Below are 19161 nucleotides of genomic sequence, written 5' to 3'. Positions count from 1 at the left end.
TTTTAAAACAAAATCTTTTGTATTAGTTTAGTCTTTTTTGCTTTTTAATAATATTTTAAATTTAAACTTAAATTAAGTTTTTTACAAATTTTATTTGCACTTTATTCTTTAGTTGTAATTTTATTAAAATCATCAGGCAATTTAATTTCATATAAATATACTTGATCATTCAATAAATATTGAATCACTATTGTATTTTCTTTTACAATTACATTTCCCTTTGAATTTGTTGGATGAGTGTAGTTAGCAAAAAATAATTTAATTCCTTTTCTTGCTGATCCATCTGATCCAAATCCTTTAATTTCATTACTTGAATTATTCATTTGAATTAAAGCAAGTGGATTTTTAAATAAACTAAAATAAGAACTATTGTTTTGTTTGTATAAAGTTAAGTATGGTTTTAATGTGCTTTCATTTGTTTGTCTATATTTAGCAATTTGATCTTGTAATTCTTTTTGATTTAAAATAGTAAATTCAATATTTTGATGGATTTGTTCAATTTCAACTTCTTTTTCAATTGAATCTTCTTTTTTCTTATTTGCTTTGATTTTTTCTTTTTCTTCTTTTTGGCTTTCTTGCTTTTCTTGCTCTTTTTGAGTTGCTTGCTCATTGCTTGATTCATTTGTTGGATTGGAATCTTCTTGAGTTACATTGCTTGATGAACAACTAGCAGCAATTGAAACAATTGAAGTTGTAGTTAATAATGATAATAATGTAATTAGTTTTTTCATATTTTATTCCTTTGTAGTGTTGAATAAATTTATTCTATCAAAAAAATAGTTAAATTTTAAATTGATTTAAATTTATATAAAGTTATTTGCAATCACATTCATTTTTAAAATGCAAAAATAAAACTTAATTTTAAAAAAATGATTATAAATTAACAAAATTTTTAAAAAATTTCAAAAACAAAATAAAAATTATTTTCAAAAAAAACATCAAAAACAGAATATGAAAATTAATCTTTAGTATTCAGAATTATAATTTGTTAAATTTCATTATAGAAAAACATTAAAATTTTTTTTATTTTTAAAAAATAATTAATGATATTTTTAACAATAATAAAGTTTATAAGCTAAAAAATAATGAAAGTTTATCATGAAAATTTAAACTTTAATAATGATTTAAAAAACTTAGATTATATAAAACACACAATTTAACAATAACTTAATTCTTTTTAGAAATGATTTCATTAAAATAGTTTTTGAATTATTAAATTACTTTTGGAATTAATTTGAAACATCTAAACAACCTTTATTTTGAATAATATTTTGATTTTTTTATTTTTAATTTTTGTTATTTAATTGTATTTTTAAAAAGTTAAAATACAATAAACAAAATATTTTTTTAGGGTATTTTTTATTACATTAAAAAAATAAAAATATTATAATTTGTTTATTAAACTTATACTTATAGGAGAGTAATGACCAAAAAAGAATTTATTAATGCTGTTGCAGAAAAAATTGAGGTTAATCCTAAAGATGTAGATAAAGTTTTTGATGCAATGGTCTTTATTTTAAAAGAACAATTAATCACTGAAGACAAAATTCGTCTATCACATTTAGGTATTTTCTCAACAGAAATTAAACGTCCACGTAGAATTACAAATAAATTTTCAAAAGTAGATGAAAATGGTAATCCTATTGTAATTGAAATTCCACAAAGACGTGTAATTAAATATAAACCTTCAAAATATTTACGTGATTTAATTGATTTTAATTAATCTAATAAATTTAAATATCCAGGAAATTCTAAAGTTAATTCTTTAGAATTTTCTTTTAATCATTCTAAATCAATTTTTTTTCTGGCAGAATAGATTTTTTCTAATGTTAAAAAATCTATTTTAAAAAACAAGCATTTACTAGAGAAAAATAAAATTAAAAATGCAATTCCTTTTGCTTGATTAATTAAATTTAAGTATTTATATTGATGCTCTTTAATATTTGATAAATAAAATACATCTTCATCAGTTGTTTTCGCCTCAAAACAAATAAACTTACCTTGATAAATTCCAATATAATCTACAGTGCTTTTACCTAAAATAGTTACATTTTTAAGTTTCAACTTATTTTTTTCTACTATAATGTTTTGAAAATTATATGGAAGTTGTTTTTTCTCAATAAAAGCAATTTTATTTTTTCACATAAAATTAATAGTTTGATTAATAATTTTTTCAAGTAACATTCCTTTATTTTTATTCATATATAAAGTAATAAATATTTGCTTAATTTTTTAAAACAAAAATATTTTAAATATAATTAGCAGATTAACTATTTATGTGCTAAAATTATATTTAATTATGGCAAGAAAAAGAGATTATTATGAAGTGTTAGGTGTTTCAAAAACAGCCACAGAAAAGGAAATTAAAACAGCATATCGAAAGTTAGCGATGAAATATCATCCAGATCGTTCAAAAGAACCAGATGCTGAAAAGAAAATGCAAGAAGTTAATGAAGCTTATGAAATCTTATCAAATTCAGAGAAAAGACAAATGTATGATCAGTATGGACATGATGGCGCTAATGCAAATTTTAGCTCACAAGGATTTAATGGTTTTAGTGGGTTTGGTGGATTTGAAAATATTTTTCAAGATATTTTTAGTGGGTTTGGTGGATCATCTCGTCGTAGAAAAGGACCTATTAAAGGCGAAGATAAAGAACATAATTATTTTATAAATTTTATAGATTCATTTAATGGTCTTTCAGAAACTCGTAAATTCCCTAAATATGACTTATGTTTGTTTTGTGGTGGAACTGGAGCAGATAAAGCAGATGGTTTTCATACATGCAATACCTGTAATGGGAGAGGAAGCGTAACTAAGCAAATTAAAAGTTTTTTTGGTTCTCAAATTGTAACTGCTCAATGTGAAACTTGTGAAGGAACTGGCAAGATAATTACTAAAAAATGTTCAAATTGCAAAGGGCACCGCTATATTAAAACTGAAAAAGAAATTAAAATTAACATTCCTGCTGGAATTAAAGAAGGAACAGTTTTAAGATGTGCAGGATATGGAGAACCAGGTTATAATGGAGGACAACCAGGAGATTTATATTTACATATTAGAGTACGCGAACATAAATTTTTCAAGCGTCATGGAGAAGATTTGATTCTTGATTTTCCTGTTTCTTTTGCAGATATTATGCAAGAAAATACAATTGAGGTTCCAACCCCTAATTCAACTATTAAAATTAAACTTAAAAAAAGTTATTTAGAATCTAAAGTGATAAATTTAAGTGGAGAAGGGTTTTCACACAATTCAAGAAAAGGGAATATGAAATTAAATTTAAAAATTATTATTCCTGATTATTCTTCAAAACAAAGAAAAGAACTTTTAAAAGTTCTAGAAACTATTGAAGATACTACAAATAAAGATTTTGTAAGCAAAGTTAAACGATCAAGTTAAAAAGGATAAATGGTAAATATGGAATATTTTCCATATTTTTTTATTTAATCTTTAAATTTGTTTTTTTTAAAAAAACTTAAAAAAGTAACAAAAACAATAAAAAAAATGTTTTTTTTAAAAAAATATACATTTTTTAAAAAATGCCTTATTTTGTATTTGAAAAAGCAATTGTTTTTAGATATAAAATTAAAAAAGAAAATTTTATAAATAAAAAGGAGGAAAAAAGGTGTTTAAAAATAAATTTAAACAACTAACATGAAATCAAATTATTGCTTTGATTATTCTTGCAGCAGCTGATGTATTTGTTATTGCTGCTCCTTATTACATTAAAAATATAATACCTAATCTTCATACTTATTTACATATTAATGAAGATGATGTTGCAAGATTAACTTCAATAATTGGGTATGTAACACTAGCAACTCAATTGCCAGGTGGATTTTTAGCGAACAAATTTAGGTCAAAATGGTTATTATTTTTAGCAGTTTTTACAACAGGAATTTTAACAGTTTGATTTGGAATGAATATTTTAAATCCAAATAAATTAAGTCGCGATAGCTTAATGATTCAATATTCATTCATTTTTGGATTTTGAGGAATTTCAACCACCTTGGTGTTTTGAACTCCGCTTTGAAAATTAGTTTCACAACAAACAACAAAAGAAAATCAAGGTCTTGCTTATGGTATCCAAGGAGCAGCAAATGGTTTGGTTGGGCTTATTTTAGTGTATGTAATAAGTTTAATTATCACAGAAGGATGGGCAAAATCTAAAAATTATGTAGAATCTAACATTCCATTTGCAACATATGCATTTATCATTGCATTCTTTTTAGTTGCTACAAGTTTTTTAGTTTTAATTTTGGTGCCTGAAAAATTTACCAAAAGCACAGAAAAATGATCATGAGAAAAAGTTAAAAGTAACATTCGTCAAGTATTTAAAGCAATGTATAACTGAAAATTATGAATGCTTTCAGTATTTGTGATGGGAATGTATACCTTCCAATCAGTTTTTGCATATTATTTAGTCCAATTAATTTCAAATGGATTTCATGCACCTATTATTTTAGGTTCAATTTTAGGTGGAATAAGAACTTATGCAATTAGAATGCTAATTTCAGGATATGTAGGAAGAATTGCAGATAAATTTAAATCATATGTACTTTTTTTAATTATCGCTCTTGGAATTGGAATTATTTTAATTGGAATTATTATTTTACTTCCATTTGCAGGAAATGACGCATCAACAGAAGCATCAATTCCATTAATTGTTATTGCTTCAATTTGCTTTATTTTAGTTGGTATTTTATCATGAACAATGGTTACTTTACGCTATGTACAAATTGGAGAAATTGAAATTGAAAAGTCTTCATATGCTTCTTCAATTGGAATTTTATCATTTATCGGATTTAGCACTGATGCATGACTTTATGAAGTAACTGGCGCAATTGGTAAAGCTTATACAATTGATGGACAAACTAATACTTCACTGGCTGGATATCAACTTATTATTTTAGTTTCACTTGCCATTGCACTTGTAGGATTATTGGCAGGAGCAATTGTACATATTGCAAACACTAGAGAACTTAAAAAATTGGGCAAAACAAATTATCGTTGAAGAGAGTTACAAAATGCATAAAAAACAATTATTGCTTGCTCATAGAGGTTATTCAGGAATCGCCCCTGAGAACACTCATTTAGCTTTTGAAATGGCTTATCAATATGATTTTGATGGCGTTGAATTTGATGTGCATTTAACCAAGGATAATCATCTTGTAATTATTCATGATGAAAATACTAAAAGAACTGCTTTAACTGATAAAGTTATTGCTAAATCAACACTTAAAGAGTTAAAAAAAGATGATCATAGCGCTTTTTTTACACTAAAAACTTTAAAACAAGAAATTATGACTTTTGAAGAGTTTTTGGATCTTTATTTAGACAAATTTAGATTTATTAATGCAGAAATTAAAACTGATAATTATGATTATCCAGGAATTGAAGATGCAATTGATAAATTAGCAGAAAAATATGGAACAAAATTTTATTCCAAAATTGTTTTTTCATCATTTAATTTTTCAACTTTAGAGCGTATGTATGAAAAAAATAATAATTATAAATTAGCTTTTTTATGATGAAAAAAAAGAGAATTTGAAAAAATTAATTCTAAAAAAATTAAAAAAATTTGTTCATATTTAAATCCTTGAACTGTTTTATATGATAAATTTAAAGATAGTTATAAAGAACTTAAAATACCTTTTTTGCTTTGAACTATCCGTTCAAAATCATCTTTTGAAAAATACAAAAAAGATAAAGATGTTTATGCGCAAATTTCTAATTATAAATTTTAATTATTAAAAAAATGCCTCATTATTAAAAGTAGGGCATTTTTTAATTAAGACTATATATAATATTAGTATATTTAGTATATTTTTAATGTACACTTATAAATTAAAATTTATTAGTTAGTTTTTAATGAAAGTATTTGTGAACTTTTTTTAATAAATTTTATTAAAAATATTTTAATATATGCATTGAAATTCAACATGTTTTTTAAAAAAAGGAATTAAATGAGAGCAAAAAATAAATTATCAGAAAAAAATTTTATTTTTTTTGGAATAAATTATATAGTTGGATTTGGATTTGTTGTAACAATTGCTAATGTTATTTCAAAAGGATTATGAGGAATGTTAATTTTTACATTAACCTCATTTATCGCTCTAATTGTTATGCTTGCATTTTCAAAAGGAACTCAAGCATTTGGTAATGAAGTCGGAGGCTCATACGTTTATTCTAAAAAAGCTTTCCCAAAACAAAAATGATTTATTTTTTTAACTGGTTGAAATCAGTTTGCGCAGATACCTTTATTTGCAGCAACTACACCATTGTTTATTTCACAACTTGTTTCTGAATTTGATAAATCTAATCAATTAATTTATCAAATCTGTTCCATTGGAATTTTTATTATTTTATCCTTACTTAATTTACTTGGATTAAAGTTATCTAAGTGATTTATTTTAATAACCGCAATTTTTAAATGAATTATTTTAACACTTGGATTTATAATAGTTATTTATTTTTTAATAACTTCAGGTTCTATAACTAATGTTTTTCAAACTAATGAAAAAATTTCAATTTCTATAATTGCTTCAAGTGTTTTATCATTTTTTTATGCATTTGGAGGAATTGAAGGATTAGCTGGAATTTCTTCTGATATAGAAACAAAAAGATTTAGAAAATTATTATTTTTAATTTTTTTAATTGTATTTGTATTTTATTTTATTTTTTATTTAATTTTTATCTGAATTGACACTACAAATATAATAACAAAGGAAACTTCTTTTACCTTTAATAAAATTTTTAAAATTACTTTTGGAATTACAGGATCAATTTTATTTATTATTGGAGGTTTTTTTAGAAATTTCACTTCAACATTGAGTAGCAATATTTATTATTCAAGAATTATAGTATCACTTGCTCAAGATAATTTTATTCCAAATCAATTAGCTAAAAAAGCTAAAAATAATGAATATAAAAATGCGATTTATTTTTCTACATTTTCATCAATTATTTCAATGATTATTTTTGGTATTATTCCTTACTATTTAAATCTTGAAGATCAATTTGCATCTATTTTAAATGCTGGAATTATTGTATTTTTTATGCAATATTTATTAGCTATTTTTTCAATTTTAGTGCTTTCATTTAAAAAAACACAAATACAAACAAGCATTTTTGAAAAATTTTTATACATTATTGGAATAATTTTGATTGGATTTATTATTTTGTTAAATTTATTTCCTCCAATAGTGGGAGAAAATTATCAAATTAATTCATTACTAATTTTAATAAGTTATTTTTCTGTTATATTAATTGGATTTTTTTTATGATGAAGTTATTCATTTTATAAAAAAAGAAAAAATTTAAAATCAAATTGTAGTTAACTAAAAAATAATTTTTTTATTAATTAATATTTATAAAATATGTTGCCATAACTAATTCTATTATTATTATTTATAAATTTAAAAATAATAGTTTTTTATATTTAAAAAAATTAAATTTATCTTTATATGAAACAAAAAAATAAATTTAAATATAATTAAAAGTGTAATTAAAACAAAGTTTTAGAAAAAAATAAATTTGAAAGTTTTTAGTTTTAAAAACTTACAACCAAATTGGAGAATTATGAATAAATTAATTATTATTGGAAATTGAAAAATGAATAAAACTTTTACTGAAACAAAAAATTTTATTCATGAATTTTCCCACTTGTTTAAAAAATATCAAACTAAAATTACCTCTAATATTGAATTTGGAATTGCTGTACCATCAATCAATTTAGCTGCTTTTCAAAGTAATGAAATCAAACAATTGGGAGTTGCAGCTCAAAATGTGTCTAAACATATAAAAGGAGCTTATACTGGAGAAGTTTCTATTGATATGTTAAAGGACTTAAATGTTAAATATGTTATTTTAGGTCATTCAGAAAGAAGAATGTATCATCAGGAAAATGATTTTAATGTTAATTTAAAAGCTAAATTAGCTTTAGAAAAAAACATTACACCAATTATTTGTGTTGGAGAAACACTGGAGCAGTATGAACAAGGAATCACAAAAAAAATAATTGAAAAACAAATTAAAGATTCACTTAAAGATTTACCTTTGGATAAAATCATTGTTGCCTATGAGCCAGTTTGAGCTATTGGAACTGGGAAAGTTGCTACTCCAGAAATTGCTCAAGAAATTTGTGAATTTATTCATAAAATCACTAATAAAAATTTAATTGTTCAATATGGAGGAAGTGTTTCCCCAACAAATATTGAGTTGTTATCTAAACAAAATGATATCAATGGTTTTTTAGTAGGAGGAGCATCTCTTGAGGCATCAAGTTTTATACAGCTTCTTACATTGGGTCAAAAATAATGAAAACTAAAATTTACATTGATTTTGAAATTTTAAATACCAAAATTTACAAATTAGATTCTTTTGTTAAAATAATTCCATATTTGTATACTCTTGGGATTAAAACAGAAAAAGGATTTAAGTTTGAAACATTTTATATTCGACCTGCGAGCTTATACAAAAAAAACCCAAAAGAAACAAAACATATTTTGTTATCTCACATTAATAATGCTATTAAAAATTTTGCAAAAATTAAGTTATCAAAAAAAATTAATGAAGTTGAATTTATTGGATTTAATCCATCACTTGAAAGAAAAATTTTAACATCATTATTTCCTGGAATAAGTGTTAAAAATATTTATTCTGGATCTGAAGATGCTATTTCTTTAAATAATCTTTTAAAAGAATTGGGGAATACTGAAAATTTTGAATTTAACTATCTTAAATCAATTTCACAAAAAAATAGCAAATTATATAAAGCTATTGAAAAATCTAAAAAAGGATATATTGCAGAATTAGGTGGAGCTATTTTATATGCTAATTATTTAAAAAAGAATGATGTTATTGAAAAAATAGTTGGATCTAAAAAGATAAATGTAAAAAATGTTTTAGATGAATTAAAAAATTATAATTTAAATGATGTTAAAGCTTTGGAAATAATTGAAAATAATTTAGACAAAGTTGATGAAATAATTAAACAATTTAAAATAAATAAAGTCCTACCAAAGAAAGATGATATAAAAAATGAATTGTCAAATCAAATATTAGTTACTTCTGAACAAATAAATATAACATCTTATTTGTTAAAAATGATAAACTGAATTAATGATTCTCAATTAAAAAAAGTTTTAGAATCGTTTGCAAATTATTTAATTAACAATAATAGTGAAAATTTAACCGATTTAATTACATATTTAGATAAAAATAAAACAAAAACAAAAATTCACATTCAAAATTTTCATGAATTGTCAATAAAAACAAGTTGTTCTTGTAATTGTAACCAACATAATTGTAAATAAAAAAAGAAAGAATAAAATCTTTCTTTTTTTTATGTTTTAAAAAATAAAAAAATGGCGATCACGACAGGATTCGAACCTGTGACAACAAGCTTAGAAGGCTTGTGCTCTATCCAGCTGAGCTACGCGACCACTAAAAATATTCTACACTATTTTATATAATTAAAAAATAAATTAAACACTTTATTTATAATTAAAATTATATAATTAAAATAAACTATTTTATAAAAACAAGGAAAATATGGAAAAGAAAAATATAATTTTATTTGGAATGAACAATTCAATTCAATTGGCTAATAAAATTTCAAAATTAATTGAAATACCATTAACTAAAATTAATAAAACAACATATGCTGATGGTGAATGTATGTTAGTTTCTGAACGTTCAGTTAGAGGTATGGATGTATTCATTATCGCAAATACTTCAAAACCAGTTAATGATAATATTATGGAGTTAATGATTTTTGTTGATTCACTTACTAGAGCAAGCGCAAAAAGTATCACTGTATGTTTGAGTTATTATGGATATGCGCGTCAAGACCGTAAAGCTAATGGAAGACAACCAATTACCGCAAAACTTGTAGCTAATTTGCTTGAAAAAGCTGGGGTGACAAAATTAATTTGCATTGATTTGCATAATCCTTCAATTCAAGGATTTTTTGATATTCCTGTTGATGACTTAAGAGCACAATTTCCAATTGCTAAAGAAATTAAAAAACAAAATCAAAAATTTACAGTTGTTTCTCCAGATCATGGAGGAACTGTTCGAGCTAGAAGATTGGCTGAAATTTTAGCTGATACAATTAAAATTTGTATTATTGATAAAAGAAGAACAGATGTTAATAAAACTGAAGTTATGGGTTTAATTGGTGAAATTAAGAATAAAAATGCTATCATCATTGATGATATTATTGATACTGGCGGCACAATTATTAAAGCAACTGAAACCTTGATTAAGAATGGGGCAAATGAAGTTACAATAGCAGCGACTCATGGTCTTTTTAATAAAGGGTTTGAAATTTTTGAAAATAATAATGCAATAAAACAAGTAATAGTAACTGATAGTATTGATAACTATGAGTTAGCAAAAAAATATTCAAAATTAAAAATTGTTTCCCTTGATAATTTTTTAGCCCAAGTAATTCAAGCGCAAATTTCAGGTGAAAGCATTTCAGATGTTTACAAAAAAATGAGAAAAGAAATTAATGCACTTTAAAGAAAAAGTACAATTTATCTGTGAGAAAAATAATTGAAATTTTGATAAACTTCATCAATATGTTGAATTAATTGAACAAAAAAATAAAGTAATGAATTTAACCGGATTTACTAAAGATAAGCTTTGAGAAGAAGGAATATTAGAATCATTAGTTTTTATGGATTCAATTGTAAATGAAAATGCAAAAACTATTTTAGATGTGGGATCTGGAGTTGGATTTCCATCATTGCCATATGCAATTGTTAGAAATGATTTAAATTTTACTATTTATGAACCACTTCAAAAAAGAGTTAATTTTTTAAATATGGTAATTCAACAATTGAAATTGAAAAATATTTTAGTGATTAAGGATAGAGCAGAAAATATTAAAGAAAAAAATCTTTTTGATATTGTAACAGCTCGAGCAGTTGGTGATGTGGCAACAATGCTTATGATAAGTTTTCACTTGGTGAAATTAAATGGAAAAATTTCTTTAATAAAAGGAATTAAATATCAAGAAGAACTTAAACATGCTCAACCTATTTTAAAATTACTAAAATGTAGTATTGCAGTTAATTTACTAGAAAATAGTTATTCAACTAAACAAAACTATGTTATTAATATTGTAAAATTACGATCAACACCTAAACAATTTCCATTTTTATGAAAAGAAATAGTAAAATTTAAAAAAATAGACAGTAACTAAAGAGGAATAATGAAAAAAACAATTTTAATCGTTATTGATGGTCTTGGACTTCGAAAAGAAATTCAAGGAAATGGCTTTGCACTTGCTAGCACTCCTAATTTTGATAAATTATTTAAGGAATATCCAAATTCAATCATTCAAGCTTCAGGAGAATTTGTTGGATTGCCTAAAGGACAAATGGGTAATTCTGAAGTGGGTCATTTAAACATTGGAGCTGGAACAATTGTTTATACTGGATTATCACTTATTGCTAAAGATTTAAAAGATGGAAAATTTAAAGATAATAAAATTTTTCTTGAAGCTTTTGAGGATGTGAAAAAAAATAATTCAACTTTGCATTTAATGGGACTGCTTTCACCAGGTGGTGTTCATTCACTTGATTTGCACTTATTTGAAATTTTAAAATCAGCTCATTTAAATGGTGTAAAAAATGTTTCAGTGCATGTTTTTGGAGATGGAAGAGACGTTGCGCCAGCTTCAATTGAACATTCACTTGATCAGTTAATTGAAATAACTAACAAGTATGGGTATAAAATTGCTTCAATTGCTGGAAGATTTTATTCAATGGATCGTGATAAGATGTTTGATAGAGTTGAAAAAAGTTACAAAGCAATTTTAGGGCAAGCTAATAAAACTTTTACAGATGTTAAAGAGTATGTTAAGCAAAGCTATCAAGACAATATTACTGATGAATTTTTTATTCCAGCACATAATTTAACATTAACAAATAAAGATTTTTTTAATAATGGAGATAGCATTATTTTCTTTAATTTTCGGCCAGATCGTGCAAGACAGTTAACTCATTTATTTATTGGATCAGATTTGTATGATGTTAAACCTTCAATTATTTCTAAAGTAAATAAATTTGTTTCTATGATGAAATATGAAGGAATAAATACTAAAGTTGCTTTTTCAGAAATGGAGATTACAAATCCAATTGGAAAAGTGCTTGAACAAGCTGGTAAATCTCAATTAAGATTAGCTGAAACACAAAAATATGCACATGTTACATATTTTATGGATGGTGGGAATGATATTGAATTTAAAAATTCACATCGAATTATGGTTCCTTCACTTAAGGTTGAATCATATGCGGATGCGCCACAAATGTCAGCAAAAGGCATAACTGATGAATTAATTACTAATGCTTTAAACTATGATGTAACTATTATGAATTTTGCTAATCCAGACATGGTAGGACACACTGGTAATTTAACTTCAACTATTCAAGCAGTGGAAATTCTAGACCAACAAATAGGACGTATTATAGATTTTGCAAATAAAAACAATATCACTGTATTTATTACGGCAGATCATGGAAATGCTGAAATCACTGAAGATGAAAATCGCAACCCAGCAACTAAACATACAAATAGTCCTGTTATGCTTATTACAACTGATAAATCACTTAAATTAAGAGATGGAAAACTATCTAATATAGCCCCAACAATCTTAGATTACATTAAAGTAAAAAAACCAATTCAAATGGATGAAGATTCCCTTCTTGTAAAAGAATAATGTTAATTTTTTATAGTATTATTGCTAATCTAGCTACATTTTTAATTGGTTATTTATGAGGATCATTAAACACTTCAATTATTTTAAGTAAATTAAGTAAAAATGATGATGTTCGCAATCATTATTCTAAAAATGCAGGTGCAACTAATTCATTTCGTGCTTATGGGAAAAAATTTGCTTTAATAGTTTTAATTATTGATATTGGCAAAACAGTTTTAGCTGTATATTTAGCATATTTTCTTTCATTTGCATGACAAAATTCTAATGCAATTGTTTATTTTCCTATTTTAGCTGGTGTTGGGACCACTATTGGTCATGTTTTTCCTGTATTTTTTCAATTTAAAGGAGGAAAAGCAGTTGCTTGTTCAGTTGGGTTATTAATTGCGACTAATATTGTCTTATGACCAATTGCAGCACTGATTTTCTTTGGGAGTTTATACATTAAACGAATGGTTTCTTTAAGTAGTTTACTAACTGCAGCAGTAATGATTGTTCTTTTGTTTATTCCTTGATTTGTAACAGGTTTTTTGGCTATTACTCAAGGGCAAAATATTAATCATCACTGATATTTAAATTCAATTATTACTATTGCTCCTTTATTGTTATTAATTTTTGCTCATCGAAGTAATATCAAAAGATTGATCAATAAATCTGAAAACAAAATTTAAACCAAAAAAATAAAAGCATTTTAACAACAAAATGCTTTTATTTTTATAAATCAATATTTTTAACATATTTGGCATTTTTTTCAATAAAATCTTTTCTTGGTTCAACTAACTCACCCATTAGTGTACTAAATGCTAAATCAGCTTTATAAGCATCAATAATTTGCACTTGCAACATTTTTCTGTTTTCAGGGTTCATGGTAGTTTCTCAAAGTTGTTCTGGATCCATTTCTCCAAGACCTTTATAACGTTGAATAGTAATTTTAGTATTTGGATTTAGTTTAGATATAATTTCTTCTTTTTGAGCATCATTGTAAGCATATTGAATAGTTTTGTTTTGTTGAATTTTATAAAGAGGAGGCTGAGCAATATATAAAAATCCATATTCAATTAATGGTTTAAAGTATCGATAAAAGAAAGTAAGCAATAAAGTACGAATATGAGCACCATCAACATCAGCATCAGTCATAATTACAATTTTATGATATCTAAGTTTATTAATATTAAATGTATCTCCAAGACCAGTACCAAGAGCAGTTATTAAAGATAAAATCTCTTCATTTTCTAAAACTCTTTCTTGACGTGCTTTTTCTACATTAATAACTTTTCCGCGCAAGGGCAAAATAGCTTGAATTGAGCGATCTCTACCCATTTTAGCACTTCCCCCAGCTGAGTTACCCTCAACAATATAAAGTTCACTAATTTCAGCATTTTTACTTGAACAATCGCTTAATTTTCCAGGTAATCCACCATTGTCAAAAGCACTTTTTCTTCTTGCGCTATCACGGGCAGCATTTGAAGCAAGACGGCCTTTACGTGCTGATGTAGCTTTTTCAATGATTTTTTGAGCTAATTTAGGCTGTTCATTTAAAATTCTTTCAAATACATTTGAAAACACACGATTGACAGCTTGACGTGCATCTTTGGATCCTAATTTTCCTTTAGTTTGTCCTTCAAATTGAGGATCAGAGTGCTTAATGGAAATAATAGCACTAAGCCCTTCAGTTAAATCCTCTCTAGTAAATTTTTCTGCATCAGATTTAATATAATTTTTTTCAATTGCATAATTGTTAATAATTCTCATTAGTGAATCATAAAACCCAGAAACATGGGTTCCACCTTCATGTGTGGCAATATTGTTTGTGTAAGAAATAATGTTACTATGATATGAATTATATAAATATTGACAAGCAATTTCAACTCCAATTGAAATTGGATGTTTATTTTCATTGTAATGGGTAATAAAATCATCAGAAGCGTAAATGATTTCTTGGTTGATTGGATTTAGTCCTTCATTAAGTTCTTTTATGTAATCAATAATACCATTATCATATTTAAATTCTTGATAAGAATTATCTCTTTGGTCTTTAATTGAAACAAATAGACCCTTGTTCAAGTGAGCTATTTGTTTGGCATGATCAATGATTAAATCTTTATCAAAAGGAATTTTTTCCATAATTTTGTAATCAGGATGAAATTCAATTTTAGTTCCAGTTTCACTAATAGGAACTTGACCAATTACTTTAGTTGAAGTTACTGTGTGTCCACCATTTGCAAACTCAGCAAAATATAAATTTCCATCTCGTTTAGCTCAGGCTCTCATTTGATCACTTAAAGCATTAACAACACTAGCACCAACTCCATGAAGACCACCTGAAACCTTGTAAGCACTTGATTCGAATTTTCCACCAGCATTTAGTTTAGTTAATACCACTTCAAGTGCACTAATTCCAAATTGTTCATGAATTCCAGTGGGAATTCCTCTCCCATTATCTTCAACAATAATATGTTCATCATTGGTAATAGTAATATAAATTTTATTTGCAAAACCTGCCATACATTCATCTACTGAATTGTCTACAATTTCTCAAACCATGTGATGAAGTCCAGCTTTTGAGGTAGTTCCAATGTACATTCCAGGACGTTTTCTAACATGTTCTAAACCTTCTAAAAATTTTATGTTACTTGCATCATAGTTGTGTTTTTTTGCTTCCATAAATACCTCTTTAAACAGTATTATTCATTATACCAAAAAATTAAAATATTGTTTCTATGAATAGAAACAAGAAGAAAATTTAAAAAATAAAATATTATCAATAAATTGAATAAATTTGTTTTTTACGTTTTTTTCATAAATAAACAAGAAATGGAGCAAGAAAACTTGTTAGCATACCCATAGCTAAAAATTCAAAAATAGCATTAAAATAAATACTTGTAATTCAAAATTTAAAAGAAACTGCAATTTTCACCTCTTTAAGCCCAAAAATACTTTTATGTAAAAAAACTCCTGATGTGACAAATAAAGTATTTATTAATGCAATAAAACACCCAAGAAAAAAATAGCTTGCAAAAATTAATCATTTGCTTTTAATATTTTTAATATTTACATTTTTTTTAATAATTTTTTCCTCAATTAAATAAAGAACAACAAAAAAACAAATTCCAACTAAAAAACGAGGAAAAATTGAAATTAAAGGATAAATAAAAAGAACCCTTCCTTTAATTAAAGCATTAATAAGTGAACATATTCCAAGAAATAAACCACTAAATAAAGAACCTAAAAAACCTATATGAGCTGCTGCAAATACAATGATAATGCTAGTGATGTTAATAGAAGCTATACCAATTGGAATTAATGTTAAATTAGAAAAAGTTCCAATAATAATTAAACATAAATAAAAAGATAAATAAATTAAAATTTTAAAATTATTATTATTATTATTTATCTTTAAAAATTGAGAATTATTTTTTAACTTCATAATAAAATTATAGTAGAAAAGAGAAAAATGAAAATTTTAGTTTTAATTACAGGAAGTATTGCTTCAATTAAGTCAAAAAAATTAATTAATTTGCTTGAGAAAAATAATCATGAAGTTAAATATGCACTTACTGATTCAGCATATAATTTTGTTAATCAATCAGATTTTCCTGAAGCATTAAATAAAATTTGATATCAAAAAGGCATTTTAGAACATATTGAAGCAGTTTTATGAGCTGATTTAATCATTGTATATCCAATTACTTATAATACTCTAAATAAAATTGCTTTAGGAATAAACGATAATTTTATTACTGCTATTTTTAGTACTCAATGTTTTCAAAAAACTATTATGTGCCCTGCAATGAATAAAAATATGTATTATTCAGAAGTGCTTCAAAAAAATATTAAAAAATTAATTAATAATGGTGTTATTTTTATTGGGCCAGAAAGTGGACAATTAAAAGATGGAATGATTGGAATTGGAAGGGTATCAGAACCAGAAAGAGTCATAGATTTTATTGAAAATAAAAAAGGACCAAAAATCCTTTTAACTTATGGGTACACAACAGTAAAATTAGATCCAGTGCGAGTAGTTTCAGTTCCATCTAGTGGAAAAACAGGAATATTACTAATACATGAACTTGCAAAATTTGCGAATTTAACTGTAATTTCTGGGAATTTAAAACATTTAAACAATAAAATTCCTTCAAGTGTTAAAGTTATAAACATTGAAACAGTCAATCAGTATTATGAGGCAGTAGATAAATATATTGTTGAAAATGATTTTTTTATTTCCCTTTGTGCAGTTAGTGACTTAATTTTTAAACCAAAGTTAACTAAAATTAAAAAAAATGAAAAAATAGCATTTGAGTATAAAATTGGACGTGATGTTTTAAAGTCAATTGCTTTAAAATATCCAAATAAAATTAAAATTGGATTTGCCCTTGAAAGTAATGATTTGCTCAAAAATGGACTTGAAAAATTAGATGAAAAAAAGTTAAATGCAATTGTTATCAATGATTCTAATTCATTAAAAAATAATACTAGCAGTGGTTACTTGGTTATAAAAAATGAAAAACCCATTTTCTTTGAAAATTTAAATAAAAATGAATTAGCTCAAAAAATAGCAAAAATGGTTGAACAATTATGAAAAAAATAATTATTTTTGATATAGGAAACACCAATATTAAATGTTTTTTAGTTTCATTGATAAATTCAAATTTTTTAATTGAAAAAGAAAGCATTATTTCAAAAAGTAATCAAATACTTAAAGATCCACAAAATGTAATAAATCAATTTGTTCAAATTGCTTCAAAGTGAGATTTTGATAGTAAAATGCAATTTTATATTGCTTCTCCATCTCGAGAATATGTAGTTCAGTGAATGAAGTTACTCAAAAAACATTTTAAAAATTATAAAATTAATATTATTGATTCAAGTTATCCTTTTAATGTTAAAACCAAAATTGATAAATCTAAAATTGGAATTGATATTTTAGCTGCTGTAAACTATGCAAATTTTTTGTCTGATAATCATTATCTTTTTATGTTTGGGACTGCATCAGTTGCAGTTAAAACCAAAAATAAAACAATTCAGGGAGTTTCAATTGCCCCAGGAGTTAGTTTTTCATTTCAACAATTGCAACAATTTTTACAAAAAAGTAAATCAGGTCTTAAAAAGTGAAAATATTCAATTAAACCTAATCAAAAATTAGGAAATAACACTAATGAAGCATTAAATAGTGGTTTTTATCATCAAATTAGCGGTTTTATAATTTCTCATTTATTGAAAGATAAAATTTTTCTTATGATGAACAAAAAAGTAAAAATTATTCTAACAGGTGGTGATTTTTCAAAAATGGATAGTTTAACTATTTTTCTTAGAGAATTATTTCCAAAAAATGAATTTATTTATGTAAACAATGCAGTTACTTTAGGGTATTTATTAACTTTGAAAAAAGATTAATTTGAAAATATTTTTTATAAGATATAAATCTTATATACTTTATTTATGAAGTTATTTTTAAGTAAAGAAACAAGTCCATATTTTAATCTATCACTTGAAGAGTTAATTGCAACAGATTCAAATTTTGCTAATGAAGATGTTGTATTTTTATATCAACATGATAATGCGGTTATCATTGGAAAAAATCAAAATGCCTATGAAGAAATTAAACGTGACTATATTAAAGAAAATAAAATTGAACTTTCAAGAAGAATTAGTGGCGGAGGTGCTGTTTATCATGATTTAGGGAATGTTAATTTTTCTTTTATTACAAATTACAATAAAGATAAAACATCATATCAAAGATTTTTAGCTCCAATAATTGGTTATTTAAATTCATTGGGTCTTAATGCAGAATTTAAAGGACGCAATGATTTACTTTGTAATGGTGCTAAGATTAGTGGAAATGCACAGTTTATTAAAGGTAAAAGAATTGTCTCTCATGGTACATTGCTTTTTGATGTTGATTTAACTAAATTAGTTAATGCTTTAAATCCTTCAAAGTTAAAAATTCAATCAAAAGGAATTCAGTCAGTTCGCCAAAGAGTAACTAACATCGCAAAAGAACTTAATTATTCTTTAACTGTTGAAGAATTTATTAGTGGTTTAGTTAAATATTTTGTTGAACATCATGGGGCCAAATATGAAGAAATTGATACTAGAAAATATCAACCAGAATTAGATAAATTAATTTCATATAGAGCTTCTGAACAGTGAATTTATGGAACAAATCCAATATTTAATGTTCAAAATGTAATTAAATATCCAAATGGGATTTTGAAGGTTAAATTAAATATTGAACATAACAAAATTAAAGAAATTGCTTTTGAAGGGGATTTTTTAAGTAAAAAGGATTTAAATGATGTTATTGAATTATTTAAAAATATTGAGTATAAAAAAGAAGCATTTGCAAAAGTTTTAGATCAAATTGATTTAAATTTATACTTTGGTGGAATAGAAAAAGAAGAAATTTTAACATTAGTTTTTGGATAGC

18 protein-coding genes and 1 tRNA gene are annotated in these 19161 nt (G+C 24.7%); 14 read left to right on the top strand and 5 right to left on the bottom strand.

The genetic code is table 4. The features are described from left to right. Positions 1 to 101 precede the first annotated feature (101 nt). Positions 102 to 731 carry a Vmc-like lipoprotein signal peptide domain-containing protein gene (locus U744_RS0100440; RefSeq protein WP_025755155.1) on the bottom strand — a complete coding sequence of 210 codons (630 nt, stop codon included), beginning with the start codon at positions 729 to 731 and terminating at the stop codon, positions 102 to 104. A 692-nt stretch (positions 732 to 1423) separates the two neighbouring features. On the opposite strand from U744_RS0100440, the gene U744_RS0100435 reads away from it, so the two are divergent. Continuing rightward, the gene (locus U744_RS0100435) at positions 1424 to 1723 is read left to right on the top strand and encodes an HU family DNA-binding protein (RefSeq protein ID WP_025755154.1); all 300 of its coding nucleotides are present in this window, start codon (positions 1424 to 1426) and stop codon (positions 1721 to 1723) included. Here the strand turns inward: U744_RS0100435 and recU are convergent. Beyond that, on the bottom strand, positions 1720 to 2202 hold the full coding sequence (recU, locus tag U744_RS0100430) for a Holliday junction resolvase RecU (protein ID WP_025755153.1): 483 nt from the start codon (positions 2200 to 2202) through the stop codon (positions 1720 to 1722). The genes U744_RS0100435 and recU overlap by 4 nt on opposite strands. Before the next feature lie 97 nt (positions 2203 to 2299). On the opposite strand from recU, the gene dnaJ reads away from it, so the two are divergent. From dnaJ to U744_RS0100395, 6 genes are all read left to right on the top strand, one after another. Next, on the top strand, positions 2300 to 3403 hold the full coding sequence (gene dnaJ / locus U744_RS0100425) for a molecular chaperone DnaJ (RefSeq protein WP_025755152.1): 1104 nt from the start codon (positions 2300 to 2302) through the stop codon (positions 3401 to 3403). 226 nt (positions 3404 to 3629) lie between these two features. Continuing rightward, on the top strand, positions 3630 to 5039 hold the full coding sequence (locus U744_RS0100415) for an MFS transporter (RefSeq protein ID WP_025755151.1): 1410 nt from the start codon (positions 3630 to 3632) through the stop codon (positions 5037 to 5039). Continuing rightward, positions 5032 to 5751, top strand: a complete 720-nt coding sequence (locus U744_RS0100410; RefSeq protein WP_025755150.1) for a glycerophosphodiester phosphodiesterase family protein — start codon at positions 5032 to 5034, stop codon at positions 5749 to 5751. Before U744_RS0100415 ends, U744_RS0100410 begins: the two co-directional genes overlap by 8 nt. Positions 5752 to 5970: 219 nt before the next feature. Continuing rightward, positions 5971 to 7344 (top strand): APC family permease, encoded by a 1374-nt coding sequence (locus tag U744_RS0100405; protein WP_025755149.1) that lies wholly within the window; start codon positions 5971 to 5973, stop codon positions 7342 to 7344. Between the two features lie 241 nt (positions 7345 to 7585). Continuing rightward, a complete protein-coding gene (tpiA, locus tag U744_RS0100400) occupies positions 7586 to 8323 on the top strand; it encodes a triose-phosphate isomerase (RefSeq protein ID WP_025755148.1) in 738 nt (245 codons plus the stop codon). Further along, positions 8323 to 9321 carry a hypothetical protein gene (locus U744_RS0100395; RefSeq protein ID WP_025755147.1) on the top strand — a complete coding sequence of 333 codons (999 nt, stop codon included), beginning with the start codon at positions 8323 to 8325 and terminating at the stop codon, positions 9319 to 9321. The genes tpiA and U744_RS0100395 overlap by 1 nt, the downstream gene beginning before the upstream one ends. A gap of 52 nt (positions 9322 to 9373) precedes the next feature. Here U744_RS0100395 and U744_RS0100390 read toward each other — a convergent pair. Then, a tRNA-Arg gene (locus U744_RS0100390) sits at positions 9374 to 9450 on the bottom strand. A gap of 109 nt (positions 9451 to 9559) precedes the next feature. On the opposite strand from U744_RS0100390, the gene U744_RS0100385 reads away from it, so the two are divergent. The 4 genes from U744_RS0100385 to plsY are packed head-to-tail and all read left to right on the top strand — an operon-like array spanning position 9560 to position 13405. After that, a complete protein-coding gene (locus U744_RS0100385) occupies positions 9560 to 10534 on the top strand; it encodes a ribose-phosphate pyrophosphokinase (protein ID WP_025755146.1) in 975 nt (324 codons plus the stop codon). Further along, entirely contained in the window at positions 10494 to 11219 is a 726-nt protein-coding gene (gene rsmG / locus U744_RS0100380; protein ID WP_245578664.1) for a 16S rRNA (guanine(527)-N(7))-methyltransferase RsmG, read from the top strand. The genes U744_RS0100385 and rsmG overlap by 41 nt, the downstream gene beginning before the upstream one ends. A gap of 9 nt (positions 11220 to 11228) precedes the next feature. After that, positions 11229 to 12737, top strand: coding sequence for a 2,3-bisphosphoglycerate-independent phosphoglycerate mutase (gpmI, locus tag U744_RS0100375; RefSeq protein ID WP_025755144.1), 1509 nt, complete (start codon positions 11229 to 11231; stop codon positions 12735 to 12737). Further along, positions 12737 to 13405 carry a glycerol-3-phosphate 1-O-acyltransferase PlsY gene (gene plsY, locus U744_RS04110; RefSeq protein WP_036431587.1) on the top strand — a complete coding sequence of 223 codons (669 nt, stop codon included), beginning with the start codon at positions 12737 to 12739 and terminating at the stop codon, positions 13403 to 13405. Before gpmI ends, plsY begins: the two co-directional genes overlap by 1 nt. 43 nt (positions 13406 to 13448) lie before the next feature. Here plsY and U744_RS0100365 read toward each other — a convergent pair whose 3' ends face one another. Then, a complete protein-coding gene (locus U744_RS0100365; RefSeq protein ID WP_025755143.1) occupies positions 13449 to 15398 on the bottom strand; it encodes a DNA topoisomerase subunit B in 1950 nt (649 codons plus the stop codon). Positions 15399 to 15492: 94 nt separating this feature from the next. Continuing rightward, positions 15493 to 16161 carry a hypothetical protein gene (locus U744_RS0100360; RefSeq protein WP_025755142.1) on the bottom strand — a complete coding sequence of 223 codons (669 nt, stop codon included), beginning with the start codon at positions 16159 to 16161 and terminating at the stop codon, positions 15493 to 15495. 27 nt (positions 16162 to 16188) lie between these two features. On the opposite strand from U744_RS0100360, the gene coaBC reads away from it, so the two are divergent. The 3 genes from coaBC to U744_RS0100345 are packed head-to-tail and all read left to right on the top strand — an operon-like array spanning position 16189 to position 19160. After that, a complete protein-coding gene (coaBC, locus tag U744_RS0100355) occupies positions 16189 to 17322 on the top strand; it encodes a bifunctional phosphopantothenoylcysteine decarboxylase/phosphopantothenate--cysteine ligase CoaBC (protein WP_025755141.1) in 1134 nt (377 codons plus the stop codon). Continuing rightward, positions 17310 to 18128 carry a type III pantothenate kinase gene (locus tag U744_RS0100350; protein ID WP_025755140.1) on the top strand — a complete coding sequence of 273 codons (819 nt, stop codon included), beginning with the start codon at positions 17310 to 17312 and terminating at the stop codon, positions 18126 to 18128. The genes coaBC and U744_RS0100350 overlap by 13 nt, the downstream gene beginning before the upstream one ends. A 45-nt stretch (positions 18129 to 18173) precedes the next feature. Next, positions 18174 to 19160, top strand: a complete 987-nt coding sequence (locus U744_RS0100345) for a lipoate--protein ligase (protein WP_025755139.1) — start codon at positions 18174 to 18176, stop codon at positions 19158 to 19160. Position 19161: the final 1 nt, after the last annotated feature.

The organism is Mycoplasmopsis cricetuli ATCC 35279, assembly GCF_000526955.1.
Taxonomy (GTDB): Bacteria; Bacillota_I; Bacilli_A; order Mycoplasmatales; family Metamycoplasmataceae; genus Mycoplasmopsis; species Mycoplasmopsis cricetuli.
The sequence above is the reverse complement of the archived record's forward strand: the minus strand, read 5'-3'. Positions and strand labels throughout refer to the sequence as shown.